This window comes from Azospirillum sp. UENF 312511 (assembly GCF_058780635.1).
Map to the genome: position 1 here is coordinate 946,989 of NZ_JBSNCG010000001.1, position 16,874 is coordinate 963,862.

Genomic DNA, 16,874 nt, shown 5'->3' on the forward strand with positions numbered 1-16,874 from the left:
ACGTAAACTTGAACGCCCCGCAAAGCGCCTGTCTGACATCCAAGCCCAGGCCAACAGGCCGGGCGGTTCCAATTCCCGCCCTGGTGGCTCGGGCGGGTCGAACGCCGGGCGCAACGCCGTCGATATCGCGCGGCAGGCCCTTGCCAATGAACGGGCCTACCAAGCCGCTCTGACCCGTACCGAATCGATGGTTCAGCGCATCGGGCGGCAGATGGACGGCAACGCGGGCATGACCAACCGCGCCCGCGCGGCCCTGTCCACCTACAACAGCACCCTTCAAACGTTCGGCGCCCGTTCTATGGAAGGTGCGAAGGCGTAGGGCGAGTTCGCCCGAAGCATGAACACCCTCAACCATGAGATCGCGCGCACCAACGGCCTTCTTCCGACCCTGAACCGGGGCTTCGGCGGCGTCATCTCAGCGCTTGGCACCCTCTCCCCCGCAGCAGGTAGCGCGGCCCACAGCGTGAGCACGGTGGCAACGGGTCTGCGCGCTGCTGGCGTGGCCGCTGGTGCGGCTGTGGGAATCGTCGGCGGGGTTGCCTTGGGCTTCACGGCGCTGAGCGTAGCGGCCCTTGCAGCGGGCGCGGCCATGGCAAGGCCGGTTGACGCCATGAACCTCTTGATTGGGAAGCTGAACGCTTCGAGCGGCAGCATGGAATTGGCCAAGGTTCTGTACGCCGATACAGTCGCCATCGCGAACCGCCTTGGCGTTGCCGTGGGTGACGTGGGTTCGGCCATGGCCCGGTTCGCGGGTGTCGGTAAGGATATTGGCTTGGCGAACAGCGACGTTTCCGGTCTCACCGAAACCTTCCTCAAGCTGGGCAAGGTGTCCGGTCAGACGGCGCAGGAAGCGGCTTCCTCCCTGACGTAGCTGTCACAGGCTCTTGCCAGCGGGCGCCTTCAGGGGGACGAGTACCGGAGTCTTGCCGAGAACATGCCTCCTCTTACCCGCGAAATCGCCCGTATCATGGGCGTGACGACGGGAGAGCTGAAAGAGCTTGCCAGTCAGGGCCTAATCACCACCGACATTGTGTTGAAAGCGATGCGCAATATGACGGACCAAGTGAACAAGGACTTCGCCGTCATCCCTCGCACCGTGGAACAGATCAACACCGCCATCAGCAATCAGTGGGATTAGCTTCTCATTAACTTGGATAGCAAGTTGCATCTGTCTGACCTGTACAAGTTCTTTTTGTAGCTCCCGGAGAAAGCGCTTCAGGCCGCGAACAACATGCTTGCCGGTCCCAAGCCAGCCGAGCGGGTTACCGACCTTCAGGGGCAGATTGCCTCACTGGATTCGTAGATCGCCCGGAACCCCATCGGGTGGATGCGCAAGGGACTCCAGAACCAACGCGCCGAACTTGTGAAGGAACTGGACGGCGTTCAGACGGACATGGTCCGCGCCGCTGTAGACGCCGGGCAAGCCACCATCGACGCGGACAACCGGGCTTGGGAACAGCGTGTCAGCGTAGCCAAGCGCGGCGCAAAAGACATCATCGAAGCGAACGACCCGATTGCGAAGGCGAACGCCGAGTACACCAAGAGCCTCGAACAGCTAAACAAGTTCAAGCCCGACATCAGCGTTGAGGAATACGACACAGCTTTCAAGGCAATTACCAAGAGCCGCGACGATGCCATTGCGCGCGCCGAGAAGTCAGCAAACACGATGACCATCGAAGGGAAGGCGGTTTGGAGCGTCGCGGAGAGTTACAACGCTCTCGTTTTGGAACTGAACAGCGCGAAGCTGGCAACCGAAGCTCTGAGGCTTGGTGAAGGCACGATCATCGACGTGAAGGCGAACGAGCGTGTTACCGACTTCCTGACCGATTTTGGCAAGAAGGCGAACATTTTTGGCAAGTCGCTTGCCGAACTTGCTCAGGCCGCTGGCGTTTCTTTGGAAGACCTTCGCGAAGGCTTCCGCGCTATCGAAGTCGAACGCGCCAAGGTCAACGCGCTGAAGCGCGCCAAGGACTTGGCGACGGAGACGGAGGAAACCAAGCGCCTCGCGGACGCCACCCTTGTGGGGGCCAGCGCAGCGGCGGAAATGGCGAAGGCGATTGAGGTTGAACGCCAACTCCGCGCCATGGGACTGGACGCCAAGGACAAAGACCTTCAGGCCCTCCGTTCCGAAATCGCGGCGAAGCTGGAAGCGGCGGAAGCCTCTCGGGAATATCTCAAGGCTGCTGATTTCGCCCGCAACCTCGTGGACGAGACGGCCACCCCGGCGGAGAAGGCCAACCAGCGCCTTGCTGAACTCAAGCGGAATTACGACGAACTCTTGAAGTCGGGCAAGCCGATTTCCCAAGAAATCACAACGGCGTTTGAGCGCGCCAAAGCCGATGCGGTGTCGTCCACCGATGTGATGATGAAGGCGTTCAAGGGCTTTGCGGGCAAGGCGGAGCACTTCCCCGACGATGCGGAAGCCAACGCCTTTTTTGAATTCTTAATCATGGAGGCTCTGCAATGAGCGTAGCAAACATCTTCTTCATGCCGGATCGCATTCTCTGCTTGTCCGACACGTTGGTTTACGAAAACTACACAGGAAGGCCCGCCTACCTGTGCGACGGGAAAACCCAAATCTTCGGGCGAATGGCGGTTATCACGCGCGGACTTGTTCGCGCTGGCAACGCCGTGGACGTCATCGCGTAGGGCTACACCGACGTCGATAGCGCCAAGTCGGCGCTGGACAACGTCCATGCCATGATCCTGGCGCACAAGCTGGACGATGATCCGGCCCTGACCGTCGAAACCACGGTGATGGGGTGGTCGGACGAAGCGGGCGACTTGGTGGCCTACCGCTGGGAAGTTCTGGACGGGGCGAAAGCCGTCACCTTCCGCACGCTCCCGCGTGGGATGCACTTCGCGCCGGGCTTCAACACGGCGTCGTCGTCCATGCCGCCGGTCATGGGCGACGCCCGGCTTGTTCGGGTCGCCCTGGCCCAGCACGCCACGGCCCAGCAGATGCAGTACAATATGTGTATCGGTGGCGTGATGCACGTCACCGAGATCACCGCCGACAGCGTGTCTCAACGGATTGTCGGCACCTACCCTGACTATGATCAACATGCGGAAGAGTTCGGTTGCCCCAATGAAGAGGCAGTCGCGGCCTTTCGCGCACAACAGGAAATAAACTCATGAAAAAGAGAAACTAGAAGCCCCAACCGCGCAGAAAGCCGCTGCGCCCCTCCAACTCCAATCCGAAGAGCATGAGACATCTTGAGCCGCCGCACATGCGGTATAGGGCTGTCCATGGTCAGAATCCGAAGGGATACCTTCCTGATAACGTAAACGCATATCTCGATGCGTGCGAAGACCTATTCAGAGTGCTGAACATCGACTATGAGCGCGTCTATGAAGACGCCTACGACATCTTCAAGGACAATCCGACGAGGGAAGGAGCCGAAGAAGCCGCCGAGCTTTTCGTATCGGTGCTCTCCGAAGTGTGTACGGAAGTGAGTTCCGGTCTTAGAGAGGAATCGGATCGCTTTCTGACGGATAAGCAGAAAAGGGCGATGAAGATCAACAAGAAAATTGCTGACTTTGATCGACACATGGCCTTGGCGATTGTCGATTACCGGAAGATGTTTGTGGAAGGCGCTGTGAACGGCACCATGGACCAAGTTGCCGCTGCAACAAGCACCTTCTCCAAAATGGTCAGTGCTGCGCTGTTTGATTGATCATGCGGCGCGCTGCGCCAGAAACACAAAGCCCCGGAGTGATCCGGGGCTTTCTTGTCTGTGAGGAGGGGGCGACCCGCCGTCTATGACCGGCATCCCCGATCCCTGCGTCTGGACAGCACAGCTACCCGCACAGCCATGCGCAGGAACACGGCCAGCGATTCGGATATGCCGCGTGTGCCGTTGATCTGTGTGTTGATGTTCTGCCGACCAAGTCGCGTCCCCGCGACCCGGTTGAACTGCCGCGCCGTTTCTGACTGACCCCAGCCCAGAAGGCGCATGATCCGCTTGGCTCGATCTTGCTTCATGGGCTGAGGCTAGACCATGCAATTCGCGTAGGTCAACAGAGCTACAAAAATCGGTTGACGGCGTAGATCGCATGACCTACGTTTCAGATCAGGCATCCGACGCGATGCCACCCACTGAATTCACCGAAAGTACTTCACTCCCATTCCATAGGAGAATGCACAGTCATGTCCGTCGCCGAAATGAACCGTCATGTTGACACGTTGCTCCGTGAGGCACAGAGCAACAAGACGAACCTCCGCGACTTGCTAGTCGGCACGCTTTCTTTGCTCAGCGATGTCATTGATACGTTAAATAGCGAGGAGAAACATGAGGATGATGGTGAAGCGCAAAGCTGAACTGGACGCAATGCCTTCCGATTCGCTCATTTGAATGCTCTCCACCCATCGCTGATAAGGCATGGCGGTTGAAGGGAGCGGGAGGGCAAAGAGGGCAATGACTTATCCCAAGCTCAAGTTTCCAAACTTTAACATGACGCGGCGACCTGACGGGTACTATCAAATCCGTTATCGGCATGATGGCCGCACGAAGACGGTATCAACCGGCACCAGGGATGCGGAGAAGGCCGAACTATTCCGTGCGCAATACGTTGCCGATTATCTGAAGCCAAAGCTACCTGAAGGGCCTATTCTGAAGGATGTTTTTGACACCTATGTTGAGTACCGAAAGCCCATAGTCGCAGTACCCGTAACATTCGACTATGTTTTTGCAGCTCCGAGACGCCTCCTCGGCGCGCTCAAAGCTGAGACGTTCACACAGTCAAATGTAACCGAGTATATCAGAAGGCGCAGCCAGGAGAAGTTACAGGGGCGCTTCAAAGGGCGCGCAGACGCTCCGTTGGTAAGTGAGGGTACGATTAACAAAGAACTTCGAATGGTCCGGGCCGCGCTCAATTGGGCCTATGCTGAAGGTCTATTGAGCCGTAAACCGGGCTTTCGCATTGAGCTGTCAACGGGAAAAGTTCGCGATGAGTGGATCACCAAGGACGAGGCGAATCGGCTGATAGCTGCATCGCCGCCTTATCTGGCCCTTTTCATCTTGATCGCGCTCAGTACGGCCAAAAGGCGTTCTGCCATCCTGCAACTCACTTGGGACAGGGTGCACTTAGAGCCTGTTTGAAAATGCGGAAAATCCGCAGCATATAGGGAAATAGCCTCAGATCAACTACTGTATGTTGTGTTCTGCGCTAGTTCTCAAACGGGCTCTTAGATCGGCAGGGGTACGAATACATAGATTTCGGAGATGACGTAGGGAACAAGCGTCGGGGCACGTCACCCATCTCAGGAAATACCCGCCTTATCGAAGCGCTTAAAGAAGCCAAGAGGCAGTCAACTTCAGAGCTTGTCATTACGTGGTATGGCAGCTCACTACGAGATGTGAAAAGCGGACTTACACGAGCTTCCAAGAAAGCCGGAATTCCTCACGTCTCATCACATGTTCTGAAGCACAGTGCTGTAACATGGATGGTTCAGGCCGATGTCAGTTTCGAACGCATCGCCAAGTTCACGAACACATCGAAGGAGATCATTCAGCGCGTCTACGGACACCACTCGCCCGAGTTCGTGTCAGAAGCTGTCAAGGCCGTGACCTTCTAACTTCACCGTCTGCCGCGTCCGCGGCTTTTTGGTCCGCGATCCCCGCGACCGTGAAGCCGGTTGACTCGAAGTAGGCTGTCCGTTGACGCAGTAAGAAGGACAGAGAGCCTATTGGCTCCCTGTTCTTCATTTCGTTATTTCAGCTTCGAGAAGTCGAATTCCGATAGGTCGATCTTGTGAAGAGCATCGTTGATGTGCGTAAGGGCGCCATCATTGACGCCATAACCGGCATTCGCTTTGCTGCCGTAGCGATGCCCGACCAAGAGGCAACGCCATTCCTCCTGTACGCCAGCATTTCTCAGCATGGTCGTCAGGTTATGGCGGAGGGAGTGTTGATCTGCCAAGTCAATGTTGCGCTTCTTCTCAATGGCTGAGCGAAGCTCTGTCATCTTCGCACTAAACTTCCCTGAGTAGTATTTTTTCTTCCATTGGCTGAACGCGAATAGCATCGTCTCGTTTGCCTTGCGCCGCGCATCGATAAATTCACCAAAGCCCAAATCGTTCCACAGAAAGCGATGAAGAGGGGTGTATCTTGCCTCTTCAGTTTTTACCGTCCGGTTGTCTTCCGGGCGCGGACGAATGTGGATGCAGTTCACATCCCATCTCACTCCGACCTCATCCAGACGCAAGCCACAGACCTCTTCAATCCTTGCGCCAGTGAAGAATGCGACCAGATAGGGCCAGTGCATCGAGTCATCGCGGCTAAATGTAGGAATGATTTCCGTAAAGTTGATGTTGATCGGCTCGGGTGTGATTGAAGCGCGGTCAAGCTCATTCCCATGCCCGGTCTTCGCCTTCGGGTCGATCTGAATTCCTTCGAAGGGGTTGTAGGTGATCGTCCGCAGTTCCGTCGCAGCGTAATTGAATAGTGCCCTTAACTTCTTTAGCCGTTGATCACAAGTCCCGAAGGTCAAGTCCGCGCGGCTTTGTAGGTAGCTGCGATACGCCAGCGCATCGGCCCGCGTGATCTTCTGAATCGGCTTGTCATCTTGATTTGATAGGTAGATGTCCTTGGCCGTGCGGTACTGGCGTTCTGTGTCTATGGTTTTGGGATGGTCCTTCAGAAACTTTTCCAGAAGCCTGGATACCGTAAGCGTACTGTCAAGCGCTTCCTCAACCTTCGGCGTGGTGGTGACCTTCAAGCTGTCCAACACGTTTCGCGCTGCGTCAAGTTTCGCAGCTTCAGCGCTGATGTACGCCTCGACCTTGGATAGCTGAGCTGTGGAATCGGGCGCCGCTTTGATACGTTCAACGGCATCGTTCAGTATTTCCGCGTTCACCTCTTGGCTCAGCCACCCAGAGGCAACAAAGTCGAATGTGTCACTGAGCGGGGGTGGGGGAGGGTTGGGGAAACCCCAATCTTCCGCACCGATATACCCCTCCGCGCCAAAGAAGCCGAGTTCTTCAAGTTTCCGCCGTGCATCGCGCTTGGCCTCATCGGCGCGATTGCGGGCTTCAAGCGCCTCGTACCGCTTCCGCGCCGCTTCGATCTCGTTCTGGAACTCCGCAATGGCCTGAGTTGCCTTGCGCTTGGCCTCACCGGTCATTGGGGGCGGAACGCCGAGGGATTTGGAGAGCTTGGATTTCGGGCCGCCTGTGACGAATGCGCGCAACTCAGGTGGCACGGTGATTGCCACGAAGAGGTAACCCGTTTCCTTCCGGACGTAGACGTAATCTGCTATCTGAGTTGGCATGCGGAACGCTCCATTTTACCCAAAGTTTTACCCAATCCTCTACCCAAAAGGCAAGGAAACAGAAGGGTTTGAGCGTTTTCAGACGGTTAGGGGAGGGGGCCGGAAGTCCTCCCTGAACCGCCAGTCACTGCCGCCGCAGCGCCTGTCCCTCCGGGACGCGCCGGCGGCGTTTTTTTGCGCAGCACCGAAAAAAAGCACGCCCATGGGCTTGCGCAGGGATGAGTGCGATATTACTGACTGTCCCCGGCGTCGCGCACCGGTGGCGGAACGGCGTCAAAGCCGCCCGGCACCGTCTCGCCAGACCCGTGCCTGTCGAACCGCGTATGCCAGAGCCGCGCATGCCAGAGTCGCGTATGACCGAACCAGACTTCGACCCGTCGGACCCGGATCCGCCAGATTCCGATCCGGTGGTGACCGATGGCGTGCCGCCGGATGAACTTGCGGACTTCCATGCCTGGCGGCAGCGCGTGGTTGGCACCAACATTTCCGACAAGACCCTGCTGGCGACCGATTATCTCAATCACTTCAACGAAATCGTGATGCTGATCGAGATGATTCCGGACATGCCGGACATGCTGGAGGAATGCCTGATCTGGCAGCCCAAAAGCTACCAGGAGCATTTCCGCGACAGCGGCTTCTCGGACAAGGAACTGGCCATCGAGGCGTACGGCCACGTTCCCGCCAAGTTCAAGCGGCCGTTCGAGGACACCATCGCCCAGGCGCATCAGGTGGTCCGCCACACGCTGGAGCGTGTGTCCGTCGACATCCAGGACGGGGCGACCGACAAGCTGCGGCTGGACTGCCAGACCTCCGTCGCGATGATCCACCGAATCATCCAGGTCGCCAACGGCATCATTCACGGCACCGCCCACGTCATGGAGCAGGGCGAAATCGACCTGTATCTGAGCGCCGAATAGCCTGTGCCGCTCTCAAGGGCACAAGCGCCCGATCTCTGCGCAGATGATTATTGCTTGTGCACCAAGCATTCATTCCTTGCATGGCTCAAAGGCCGAACGTCCAACTACAGTAAGCCTTCGAACGAAGAGGAGGCGGCGCTGCGGCGGATGCCTCCCACCGGGAGTGGAGACAGACCGTGAAGGGACCCGCCACCGCAGCGGCCGAGACATCGGCCGAGGCGCAGGGGGACGTGTCGGTCGATGTGGAGGCTGCGGCTGACCTTGCCGCCTCCCCGGAGATGCGCCTCTGGTTGCGTCTTTCGGCGTGCGCCGTTCTGATCGGCGCCCGGTTGCGCAGCCGTTTGCGCGACGAGTTCAGCACCACCCAGCCGCGTTTCGACCTGCTGTGCCTGCTCGACCGCCAGCCGGAAGGGTTGACCATGGGCGAGTTGTCGAAGCGCATGATGGTCACCAACGGCAACGTCACCGGCATTGTAGAACGGCTGTCCGCGGACGGGCTGGTCACGCGCGCCGCGGCGTCGAACGACCGGCGCATGCAGTTCGTCCGGATCACCCCCGAAGGCAGCGCCCTGGCGCAGGCCATCGCGGCGGCGCAACGCCGCTGGCTGGCCGAGCTGATGGAGGGGATGCCCCACGGCGACGTGGTCCAGCTGATGGGGCTGTTGGGAAAGCTCAAGAACACGGTGCGTGGCGGAGGCGTCAGGGGATGATTCGGTCCGGTCATATCGACAGTTTCACGCGCGACCGGCTGCCGCCGCCGGAGCAGATGCCCGACTTTTCCTACGACCGGCCCGAACTCACCTATCCCGAGCGTCTGAACGCCGCCGCGGCCCTGCTGGACGTCTGGCGGGAGCGCGGCTGGGACGAACGTCCCTGTGTCATCGGAAACAGCGACGTGTGGAGCTATGGCCGCTTCCGCGACACGGTGGACCGCATCGCGCGTCTCCTGACCGAGCGGTTCGGCATCGTTCCCGGCAACCGGGTGCTGGTGCGCGGGACCAACACGCCGATGCTCGCCGCCTGCTGGCTGGCGGTGCTGAAGGCCGGCGCGGTGGTGGTGCCGACCATGCCGCTGCTGCGCGCGACGGAACTGGAAAGCATCATCGAGCGCGCCGCCGTCTCGCTGGCGCTGTGCGACGCGCGCTTCGCCAAGGATCTGAACGCAGCGGCGGAATCGATGGGTGGTGGGATGCCCGTCGTGACCTTCAACGGCGGCGACCTGGAAGGGCGGCTGGAGGAGACCGAAACCGGCTTCGCCGCGGTGGACACCGCCGCCGACGACGTGGCGCTGATCGCCTTCACCTCCGGCACCACGGGCAAGCCCAAGGCAACCGCGCATTTCCACCGTGACCTTCTGGCGGTGGCCGACCTGTCGCCGCAATCGCTGCTGAAGACTGGCGGCGACGACGTGTTTTGCGGCACGCCGTCGCTCGCCTTCGCCTACGGGCAGGGGGGAATGCTGCTGTTCCCGCTGCGGGTGGGGGCGTCGGTCGTGCTGCTGGACCGGGCGACGCCGGAACGGCTGTTGGAGGTGACCGCGAAGCACAAGGCAACGGTGATGTTCACCGTGCCGACCGTCTACCGCGCCATGACCGCGCGGATCGAGGAGGACCCGCCCCTGGCCGAGGGGCTGCGCACGCTGCGCGCCTGCGTCTCGGCGGGGGAACCGCTGCCCGCGACCACGCTGGAGGGCTGGCAGGCGGTGACGGGGATGGAGATCCTCGACAGCTTCGGCACCACGGAGATGCTGAACGCGGTCCTCCATTCGCCGCCCGGCGCCGTCCGGCCCGGCGCCACCGGAACGGTGGTTCCGGGATACGAGGCCCGCGTGGTCGACGACAGCCTGACCCCGCTGCCCCCCGGACAGATCGGGCGGCTGGCCGTGCGCGGGCCGACTGGCTGTATCTATCTGGACGACCCGCGCCAGGAGAACTACGTGCAGGGCGGCTGGAACCTGACCGGTGACGCCTTCCGCATGGATGAGGACGGCTATTTCTGGTATCACGCGCGGACCGACGACCTGATCGTCTCCGCCGGCTACAAGATTTCCGGCCTGGAGGTGGAGGACGTCCTGCTCGGCCACGAAGCGGTGGAGGAATGCGCGGTGATCGCGGCGCCCGATCCGCTGCGCGGCTCCATCCCCAAGGCCTTCATCGTCACCCGCGACGGCGTGCGGCCCAGCGACGATCTGGCGGAACGGCTGCAATGCTACGTCAAGGACCGGATCGCCCCCTACAAGTACCCCCGCGCGGTGGAGTTCCTGGAGCAGTTGCCGCGGACGGAAACGGGCAAGATCCAGCGCTACAAACTGCGGCAGAGGGAATGGGTCGAGAACGAGGATTGACCGGGGAAGAACTCGCCAGGGACCGGGCGGCGCACGCGCCGCTGGTGCAGTTCCTGCTCTTCGCGGTGGTCGGCTGCGCCGCGGCGGTCGGCCATTACGGCGTGTTGATCGCCCTGTCGGAGCTGGCGGCGGCCCCGCCGGTCCTGGCCTCGGCGGCGGGATTCCTCGTCGGCGGCGTCATCAGCTATTTGCTGAACTACGGCCATGTTTTCCGCAGCGAGCAGGATCATCTGCCCACCGCCACGAAATTCGTGGCCGTCGCGGCGGTGGGGCTGTGCGTGAACAGCGCCATCATGTGGGCCCTGGCGCAGAAGCTGGGCCTGCATTACCTGCTGGCCCAGCTCACCGCCACGGCGCTGGTGATGCTGTGGAGCTTCGGCGCGAACCGCTACTGGACCTTCAAGGCCGGATCACCGGCCGCCTGAAGGGGCTGGGCGACGAAGGAATGGCGGTGCGGCGTCGGGCCGATGTTCTTCGCCAGACGATCACCCCGCAACCCGGCGGCGGACAGCCGGGCCTGCAACTCCGCCGGCGTGTAGGTGGAAAAGCCGGCCTCGCGCCGGATGCGGCGGTAGTCGGACAGGGCCATGCGCCCCAGCCCCATCAGCGCCGCCATCAGGAAGCCGTGCCGGCGCGCCATGCTGAGCTGGCTGGCGATGTCGCGCAGCATCGGCGTGTCGGGCTCCACCACGTCGGCGATCAGGATGCGCCCCCGCGTTCCGATCAGATGGCGCCAGCGGTGAAGGACGCCTTCCAGCTCCTGGCGCGGGATGTATTGCAGCACGGAGACGGCCAGCACCAGATCGACGCTGCCCGTCGGCAGGGTGGCGAGATCGTCATCATCGAGAATCCGGATACCCGGATGGCCGGACAGCCGGTCGCGCAGGCGTTGCCGCACCGCAGGGGCGGCGTCGTAGAGCCAGACGTTCCGGCAGCGCTTGGCCATGGCCTCCGCCGCCAGTGCGTCGCCGCAGCCGAAATCCAGGACGGTCCCCCCTTCCGGAAGATGGGCGTCGAGATCGTTCTGCAGGCAGGCGAAATGCGCCTCCAGATTGCGCTGGTTCGCGTAGATGGCGTTGGGCCGGTTCCAGAAGTCGACCCAGCCGCTGGAACCCTGGCCGCCCGGTGAACCGGACGACACCCTGTTGTTCTGCATGTCCCGCATCCCTTTTTGTGGGCCGCTTCTTGCCGAGGGGATTTTGTTGTTCGTCTCTTCGCCAGGAAGAGCCCCCCCGATCCGACCGTGTCGTAATGATGGTAGGAGCGAACAATCGCAGCGGTCAAGAATGACCGGCGGGACTATGCCGCCGGAGGGGGCGGAGAAGCGGGAGGTTGTGTCAGGGCGCCGGGAACCCGGCGAAGCGGGCGAGCCGGATGGTCCGCTCGGCGAGCAGGGCGGCGAAGGCCGGGCTCCTCAGATAGTCGTGCTCCACCCGGCGTTGCTCCACCAGCGGGTCGGCGCGGCGCAGGGCTTCGTCGGGGATGCCGGGATGGACCATCACCAGCAGCCGCCCGGCGGGACGGTCGAGGAAGCGCGCCATCAGATCGGGGAAAGGCTGGCGTCCGGAGAAGTCGTAGACCCCGGCGAAGCGGTCGTTGGCGGGAATGCCGCGCGCCCGTGCCAGCCGCGCCAGCCCGCCGCCGAGCCCGCCGATCAGCAGCGTCTTCGGAACCGCCACGCCGCGGCGCAGGACGGCCCCCACCGGCTCCCCGCACAGGCGGACATAGGCGCCCGGCAGGGCGGCCAGAGCGTCGGCGACCGCATCGCGAACGGTGGGAAGCTGGTGGACGTGCTGGTGGCCGTCGATGTAGGCGGGCGGGCCGCCCCAGGCCGCGGCGAAGGCGTCGAGCTGGCGGGCCAACTCCTCCCGGATCTCCTTGGGATCGAGGCCGCTGGTGTAGGCCAGTTTCATCAATCGCCCCAGCGGCGGCAGCTTCCCGTCCGGCGCCAGCTTGGGCAGGGAACCCAGCGGCGGCTGGTCGGTCAGGGTGAAATGCAGCCCGACGTCCGCCTTGTCGGCCAGTTCCTTCAACGGCGCCGCTCCCTCCGCCCAATAGGGGCACAGCGTCATGGCCGAGGTCGCCGTCAGGCGTCCGGCGGCGATGAGGTCGCGGATGGCCTCGTTGACGCCGGGTGCAAGGCCGTAGTCATCGGCGCAGAGCAGGACCGGATGCATGGAACGCGGGGCTGGGGTGGTGTCGGTGTCGGGCATGGCGATGTAAGGTGGGACGGAAAGCGGCGGGAAGCCGGGGAGGGGATGATGGAGTGGGACAGCCTGTGGTTCAACGGTCATGCGGCCACCATGGCTCCGGGAGGCGTCCTGCGGGACGCGTTGATCGCCGTGAAGGACGGGCGGATCGCCTGGATCGGCGCCGCCAAGGACCGCCCCGCCGGTCGCGCCGCCGAGGAGCATGACCTAGGAGGGCGCTGGGTCACGCCGGGGCTGATCGACTGTCACACCCATCTGGTCTTCGGCGGCAACCGCGCCCGCGAGTTCGAGATGCGGCTGGAGGGCGCGACCTACGAAGAGATCGCGCGCGCCGGGGGCGGCATCGCCTCGACCGTCGCCGCGACCCGCGCTGCCGACGAGGAGAGCCTGATCGCCAGCGCCGCCGTGCGCCTGCAACGGCTGCTGACCGAGGGCGTGACGGTGGTGGAGGTGAAGTCCGGCTACGGTCTCGACCTCGCCACGGAGCGGCGGATGCTGCGGGCGGCGCGGGCGTTGGGCGAACGCTTTCCCGTCACGGTGCGGACGACCGGGCTGGCTGCCCACGCGCTGCCTCCGGAGTTCGCCGGGCGGGCGGACGACTACATCGCGCTGGTCTGCAACGAGATTCTGCCCACCCTGGCCGCGGAGGGGCTGCTGGATGCGGTCGATGCCTTCTGCGAGCGGATCGCCTTCTCGCCGGAGCAGACAGCCCGCGTGTTCGACACCGCGCGGCGGCTCGGCCTGCCGGTGAAGCTGCACGCCGATCAGCTCTCGGACGGCGGCGGGGCCGCGCTGGCCGCGCGCTACGACGCGCTGTCCGCCGACCATGTGGAGCACACAAACGAGGAGGGCGCGCGGGCGATGGCCGCGGCGGGGACGGTGGCGGTGCTGCTGCCCGGTGCCTTCTATATGCTGCGCGAGACCAAGCTGCCGCCCATCGCGCTGTTCCGGCGCCACGGCGTGCCGATGGCGGTGTCCACCGACTGCAACCCCGGGACCTCGCCTGCCGTGTCGCTCCTGCTGATGCTGAACATGGCCTGCACTTTGTTCCGCCTGACCCCGCAGGAGGCGCTGGCCGGAGTCACCCGCAACGCCGCCCAGGCGCTGGGCATGGCCACCACCCACGGCACGCTTGAGACCGGCAAGGTCGCCGATCTGGCGGTGTGGGACGTCGGCGACCCAGCGGAGCTGTGCTACTGGCTGGGCGCCAACCCCTGCACCGCGGTGGTGCGGAGCGGGCGGCTGGTGAAATCGCTCCAAGCGTAAGATATCATCGGGGCAACACGGACGGAACTGAGCCGGCCTATAACCCTCTCCCCTCTGGGGAGAGGGTGGTCCGGAGGGCCGGTGAGGAGGATGTGCATGGCGGTACGTCCGGCACAAGCGCACCCCCCTCACCCTAACCCTCTCCCCAGAGGGGAGAGGGGAAATCAGATGTGGCGGCACTGTTGCCGTCTGAAAACAACAAGCGCATCAAGCAAAATCCGAGAGGGACGAGTCACATGTCCGACACCAAGCCGCCGGTCAACCGCCGCGTCATCCGGGCGCCGCACGGCACCGACCTGTCCGCCAAGTCCTGGCTGACCGAGGCGCCGCTGCGCATGCTGATGAACAACCTCGACCCCGACGTCGCGGAGAACCCGGACGAGCTGGTGGTCTATGGCGGCATCGGTCGGGCGGCGCGGAACTGGGACTGCTTCGACGCCATCGTCGCGTCGCTGAAGACCCTGAACGAGGACGAGACGCTGCTGGTCCAGTCGGGCAAGCCGGTCGGCGTCTTCCGCACCCACGCCGACGCGCCGCGCGTGCTGATCGCCAACTCCAACCTCGTGCCGCACTGGGCGACCTGGGACCATTTCCGGGAGCTGGATGCCAAGGGCCTGATGATGTACGGCCAGATGACCGCCGGGTCCTGGATCTACATCGGTAGCCAGGGCATCGTGCAGGGCACCTACGAGACCTTCGTGGAGGTCGGGCGGCGGCATTACGGCGGTGACTTGAAAGGCCGCTGGATCCTGACCGGCGGGCTGGGCGGCATGGGCGGCGCGCAGCCGCTGGCCGCGACCATGGCCGGGGCGTCGATGCTGGCGGTGGAATGCTCCGCCCGCAGCATCGAGCGGCGGCTGGAGACCAAGTATCTCGACCGCTCGGCGACCAGCCTCGACGAGGCGATGGCGATCCTGTGGGAGGCCCAGGCCGCCGGCACGGCGGTGTCGGTCGGTCTGCTCGGCAACGCAGCGGAGGTGTTCCCGGAACTGGTGCGCCGTGCCAAGACCGATCCGCGCTTCCGCCCCGACGCGGTGACCGACCAGACCAGCGCCCACGACCCGCTGAACGGCTACCTGCCCGCCGGCTGGACAATGGAGGAGGCCGAGACAAAGCGCCGCAGCGACCCGGCGGCGGTGGTCGCCGCGGCCAAGGCGTCGATGGCGGTCCATGTCCGCGCCATGCTGGACTTCCACGCCATGGGCGTGCCGACGCTGGATTACGGCAACAACATCCGGCAGGTCGCCAAGGACGAGGGGGTGGCCGACGCCTTCGCCTTCCCCGGCTTCGTCCCGGCCTACATCCGGCCGCTGTTCTGCCGCGGCATCGGCCCCTTCCGCTGGGCCGCCCTGTCCGGCGACCCCGAGGACATCTACCGCACCGACGCCAAGGTGAAGGAGCTGATTCCCGACAACCCGCACCTGCACAACTGGCTGGACATGGCGCGCGAGCGCATCCGCTTCCAGGGCCTGCCGGCGCGCATCTGCTGGGTGGGTCTGGGCGACCGGGCGCGGCTCGGCCTCGCCTTCAACGAGATGGTGGCGAAGGGCGAGCTGCAGGCCCCCATCGTCATCGGCCGCGACCATCTGGACAGCGGCTCCGTCGCCAGCCCGAACCGCGAGACGGAGGGGATGATCGACGGCTCCGACGCGGTGTCCGACTGGCCGTTGCTGAACGCGCTGCTGAACTGCGCCTCGGGGGCGACCTGGGTGTCGCTGCACCATGGCGGCGGCGTCGGCATGGGCTTCAGCCAGCATTCCGGCATGGTCATCGTCGCCGACGGGACGGACGCCGCGGCCAGGCGGCTGGGGCGGGTGCTGACCAACGATCCGGGCACCGGCGTGATGCGCCACGCCGACGCCGGCTATGACATCGCCAAGGACTGCGCCAAGGAGCAGGGGCTCACGCTTCCGATGATCCGCTGACCGGCTTGGCGGGGGCAGGCTTGGCGGGGGCGGCGCGCGGCGGCAGGGTCGCCAGCGCCACCCCCGGCAGGACCAGCAGGACGCCCAGCAGGTGGAACATCTGGAGCTGTTCGCCCAGCAGCGCCCAGGCGGCCACCGCCGCCCACAGAGGCATGACGTAGAGCGAGGTGCCGGCCCGCGCCGGCCCCATCAGGTTGATCGTCTTCTGGTAGGTCAGAAAGGCCAGGACGGAGGCGAACAACGCCACCCCGGCGATGCGGACGGCGGCATCCAGGCTCAGCGGGACGGGGCGCAGGGCCAGCGTCTCCCACGCGTAGAAGGGGGCGAGCACGACGACTCCGGCCAGCGCGTTCGCTGCGAACACCGTCACCACCGGCAGCGAACTGCGGGTCTGGCGCAGCAGCACCGTGTAGACCGCCCAGGTCGCCGACCCCACCAGGATCAGCAGGTCGCCGGCGTTGAAGGACAGATGCAGCAGCGCCTGCGCGTCGCCGCGGGTCAGGATCACCAGCACGCCGGCCATGGCGACGGCGATTCCCGCGGCCTGCCGCGGCGTCACTTTCTCGCGCAGCCACAGGGCGGCGATCATCAGGATGATGACCGGGCTGGTGGCGTAGATCAGCGCGGCGTTGGTGGCGCTGGTGCGCTCCAGCCCCATGTAGACGACGGCGCCGCACACGCCCTGGGCCAGCGCGCCCAGCAGAAGGAACCGCTTCCACGAGGCGCGCAGGGCGTGGCGGTGCTGGATCAGGCCGGGCAGGGCCAGCGGCAGGATCATCAGGAAGGCCAGCACCCAGCGCCAGAAGGCCAGCCCAACCGGCGGCACGATGGCCGCTGCGGCCCGCCCGATCACCACGTTGGAGGCGAAGAAGGCCGAGGAGAGCAGATAAAGGCTGTAGGCTATGAAGACGGCGTTGCGCGGCTGGCGGTCCATGGGGCG

General features: G+C 63.8%; 17 protein-coding genes and 1 pseudogene. 14 read left to right on the forward strand and 4 right to left on the reverse strand.

All coding sequences use genetic code 11. The features are described 5' to 3' along the window. Positions 1–187: 187 nt before the first annotated feature. The 8 genes and pseudogenes from ACWPN7_RS04315 to ACWPN7_RS04350 all read left to right on the forward strand — a co-directional run bounded on the left by ACWPN7_RS04315 (position 188) and on the right by ACWPN7_RS04350 (position 5,102). A complete protein-coding gene (locus ACWPN7_RS04315; RefSeq protein WP_492273133.1) occupies positions 188–319 on the forward strand; it encodes a hypothetical protein in 132 nt (43 codons plus the stop codon). A 270-nt stretch (positions 320–589) separates the two neighbouring features. Further along, positions 590–1,138: pseudogene (locus ACWPN7_RS04320) on the forward strand (tape measure protein). A 189-nt stretch (positions 1,139–1,327) separates the two neighbouring features. Next, complete coding sequence (locus ACWPN7_RS04325; protein WP_492273134.1) at positions 1,328–2,467, forward strand: hypothetical protein; 1,140 nt, start codon at positions 1,328–1,330, stop codon at positions 2,465–2,467. Beyond that, positions 2,464–2,649, forward strand: coding sequence for a hypothetical protein (locus ACWPN7_RS04330; protein WP_492273135.1), 186 nt, complete (start codon positions 2,464–2,466; stop codon positions 2,647–2,649). Before ACWPN7_RS04325 ends, ACWPN7_RS04330 begins: the two co-directional genes overlap by 4 nt. A 51-nt stretch (positions 2,650–2,700) precedes the next feature. Continuing rightward, positions 2,701–3,138 (forward strand): hypothetical protein, encoded by a 438-nt coding sequence (locus ACWPN7_RS04335; RefSeq protein ID WP_492273136.1) that lies wholly within the window; start codon positions 2,701–2,703, stop codon positions 3,136–3,138. 185 nt (positions 3,139–3,323) lie between these two features. After that, the gene (locus tag ACWPN7_RS04340; protein WP_492273137.1) at positions 3,324–3,677 is read left to right on the forward strand and encodes a hypothetical protein; all 354 of its coding nucleotides are present in this window, start codon (positions 3,324–3,326) and stop codon (positions 3,675–3,677) included. A 473-nt stretch (positions 3,678–4,150) separates the two neighbouring features. Further along, positions 4,151–4,321, forward strand: a complete 171-nt coding sequence (locus tag ACWPN7_RS04345) for a hypothetical protein (protein WP_492273138.1) — start codon at positions 4,151–4,153, stop codon at positions 4,319–4,321. 97 nt (positions 4,322–4,418) lie between these two features. Then, entirely contained in the window at positions 4,419–5,102 is a 684-nt protein-coding gene (locus ACWPN7_RS04350) for a hypothetical protein (protein WP_492273139.1), read from the forward strand. Positions 5,103–5,712: 610 nt separating this feature from the next. Here the strand turns inward: ACWPN7_RS04350 and ACWPN7_RS04355 are convergent. Further along, positions 5,713–7,215, reverse strand: coding sequence for a tyrosine-type recombinase/integrase (locus ACWPN7_RS04355; protein ID WP_492273140.1), 1,503 nt, complete (start codon positions 7,213–7,215; stop codon positions 5,713–5,715). 410 nt (positions 7,216–7,625) lie between these two features. Between ACWPN7_RS04355 and ACWPN7_RS04360 the strand changes: the two genes are divergently transcribed. The 4 genes from ACWPN7_RS04360 to ACWPN7_RS04375 all read left to right on the forward strand — a co-directional run bounded on the left by ACWPN7_RS04360 (position 7,626) and on the right by ACWPN7_RS04375 (position 10,958). Then, entirely contained in the window at positions 7,626–8,189 is a 564-nt protein-coding gene (locus tag ACWPN7_RS04360) for a hypothetical protein (protein ID WP_456529022.1), read from the forward strand. A 176-nt stretch (positions 8,190–8,365) separates the two neighbouring features. Then, entirely contained in the window at positions 8,366–8,899 is a 534-nt protein-coding gene (locus ACWPN7_RS04365; protein ID WP_103039175.1) for a MarR family winged helix-turn-helix transcriptional regulator, read from the forward strand. Continuing rightward, on the forward strand, positions 8,896–10,533 hold the full coding sequence (locus tag ACWPN7_RS04370; RefSeq protein WP_459196734.1) for an AMP-binding protein: 1,638 nt from the start codon (positions 8,896–8,898) through the stop codon (positions 10,531–10,533). Before ACWPN7_RS04365 ends, ACWPN7_RS04370 begins: the two co-directional genes overlap by 4 nt. Continuing rightward, positions 10,530–10,958: a GtrA family protein gene (locus tag ACWPN7_RS04375; protein ID WP_492273141.1), complete on the forward strand. Its 429-nt coding sequence runs from the start codon at positions 10,530–10,532 to the stop codon at positions 10,956–10,958. The genes ACWPN7_RS04370 and ACWPN7_RS04375 overlap by 4 nt, the downstream gene beginning before the upstream one ends. On the opposite strand, the gene ACWPN7_RS04380 is transcribed toward ACWPN7_RS04375, so the two are convergent. Together ACWPN7_RS04380 and ACWPN7_RS04385 are read right to left on the reverse strand one after the other, a co-directional pair. Beyond that, on the reverse strand, positions 10,922–11,689 hold the full coding sequence (locus tag ACWPN7_RS04380) for a class I SAM-dependent methyltransferase (protein ID WP_149650388.1): 768 nt from the start codon (positions 11,687–11,689) through the stop codon (positions 10,922–10,924). The genes ACWPN7_RS04375 and ACWPN7_RS04380 overlap by 37 nt on opposite strands. Positions 11,690–11,870: 181 nt before the next feature. Further along, positions 11,871–12,746: a ChbG/HpnK family deacetylase gene (locus ACWPN7_RS04385; RefSeq protein WP_149650387.1), complete on the reverse strand. Its 876-nt coding sequence runs from the start codon at positions 12,744–12,746 to the stop codon at positions 11,871–11,873. 48 nt (positions 12,747–12,794) lie between these two features. Here ACWPN7_RS04385 and hutI point away from each other — a divergent pair, with 48 nt between their 5' ends. Together hutI and hutU are read left to right on the forward strand one after the other, a co-directional pair. Continuing rightward, a complete protein-coding gene (gene hutI, locus ACWPN7_RS04390) occupies positions 12,795–14,009 on the forward strand; it encodes an imidazolonepropionase (RefSeq protein ID WP_459196735.1) in 1,215 nt (404 codons plus the stop codon). Between the two features lie 236 nt (positions 14,010–14,245). After that, entirely contained in the window at positions 14,246–15,934 is a 1,689-nt protein-coding gene (hutU, locus tag ACWPN7_RS04395; protein WP_040134201.1) for a urocanate hydratase, read from the forward strand. Here hutU and ACWPN7_RS04400 read toward each other — a convergent pair. Next, positions 15,912–16,868, reverse strand: coding sequence for a DMT family transporter (locus ACWPN7_RS04400; RefSeq protein ID WP_349620239.1), 957 nt, complete (start codon positions 16,866–16,868; stop codon positions 15,912–15,914). The two genes, hutU and ACWPN7_RS04400, sit on opposite strands and share 23 nt — an antisense overlap. Positions 16,869–16,874 lie beyond the last annotated feature (6 nt).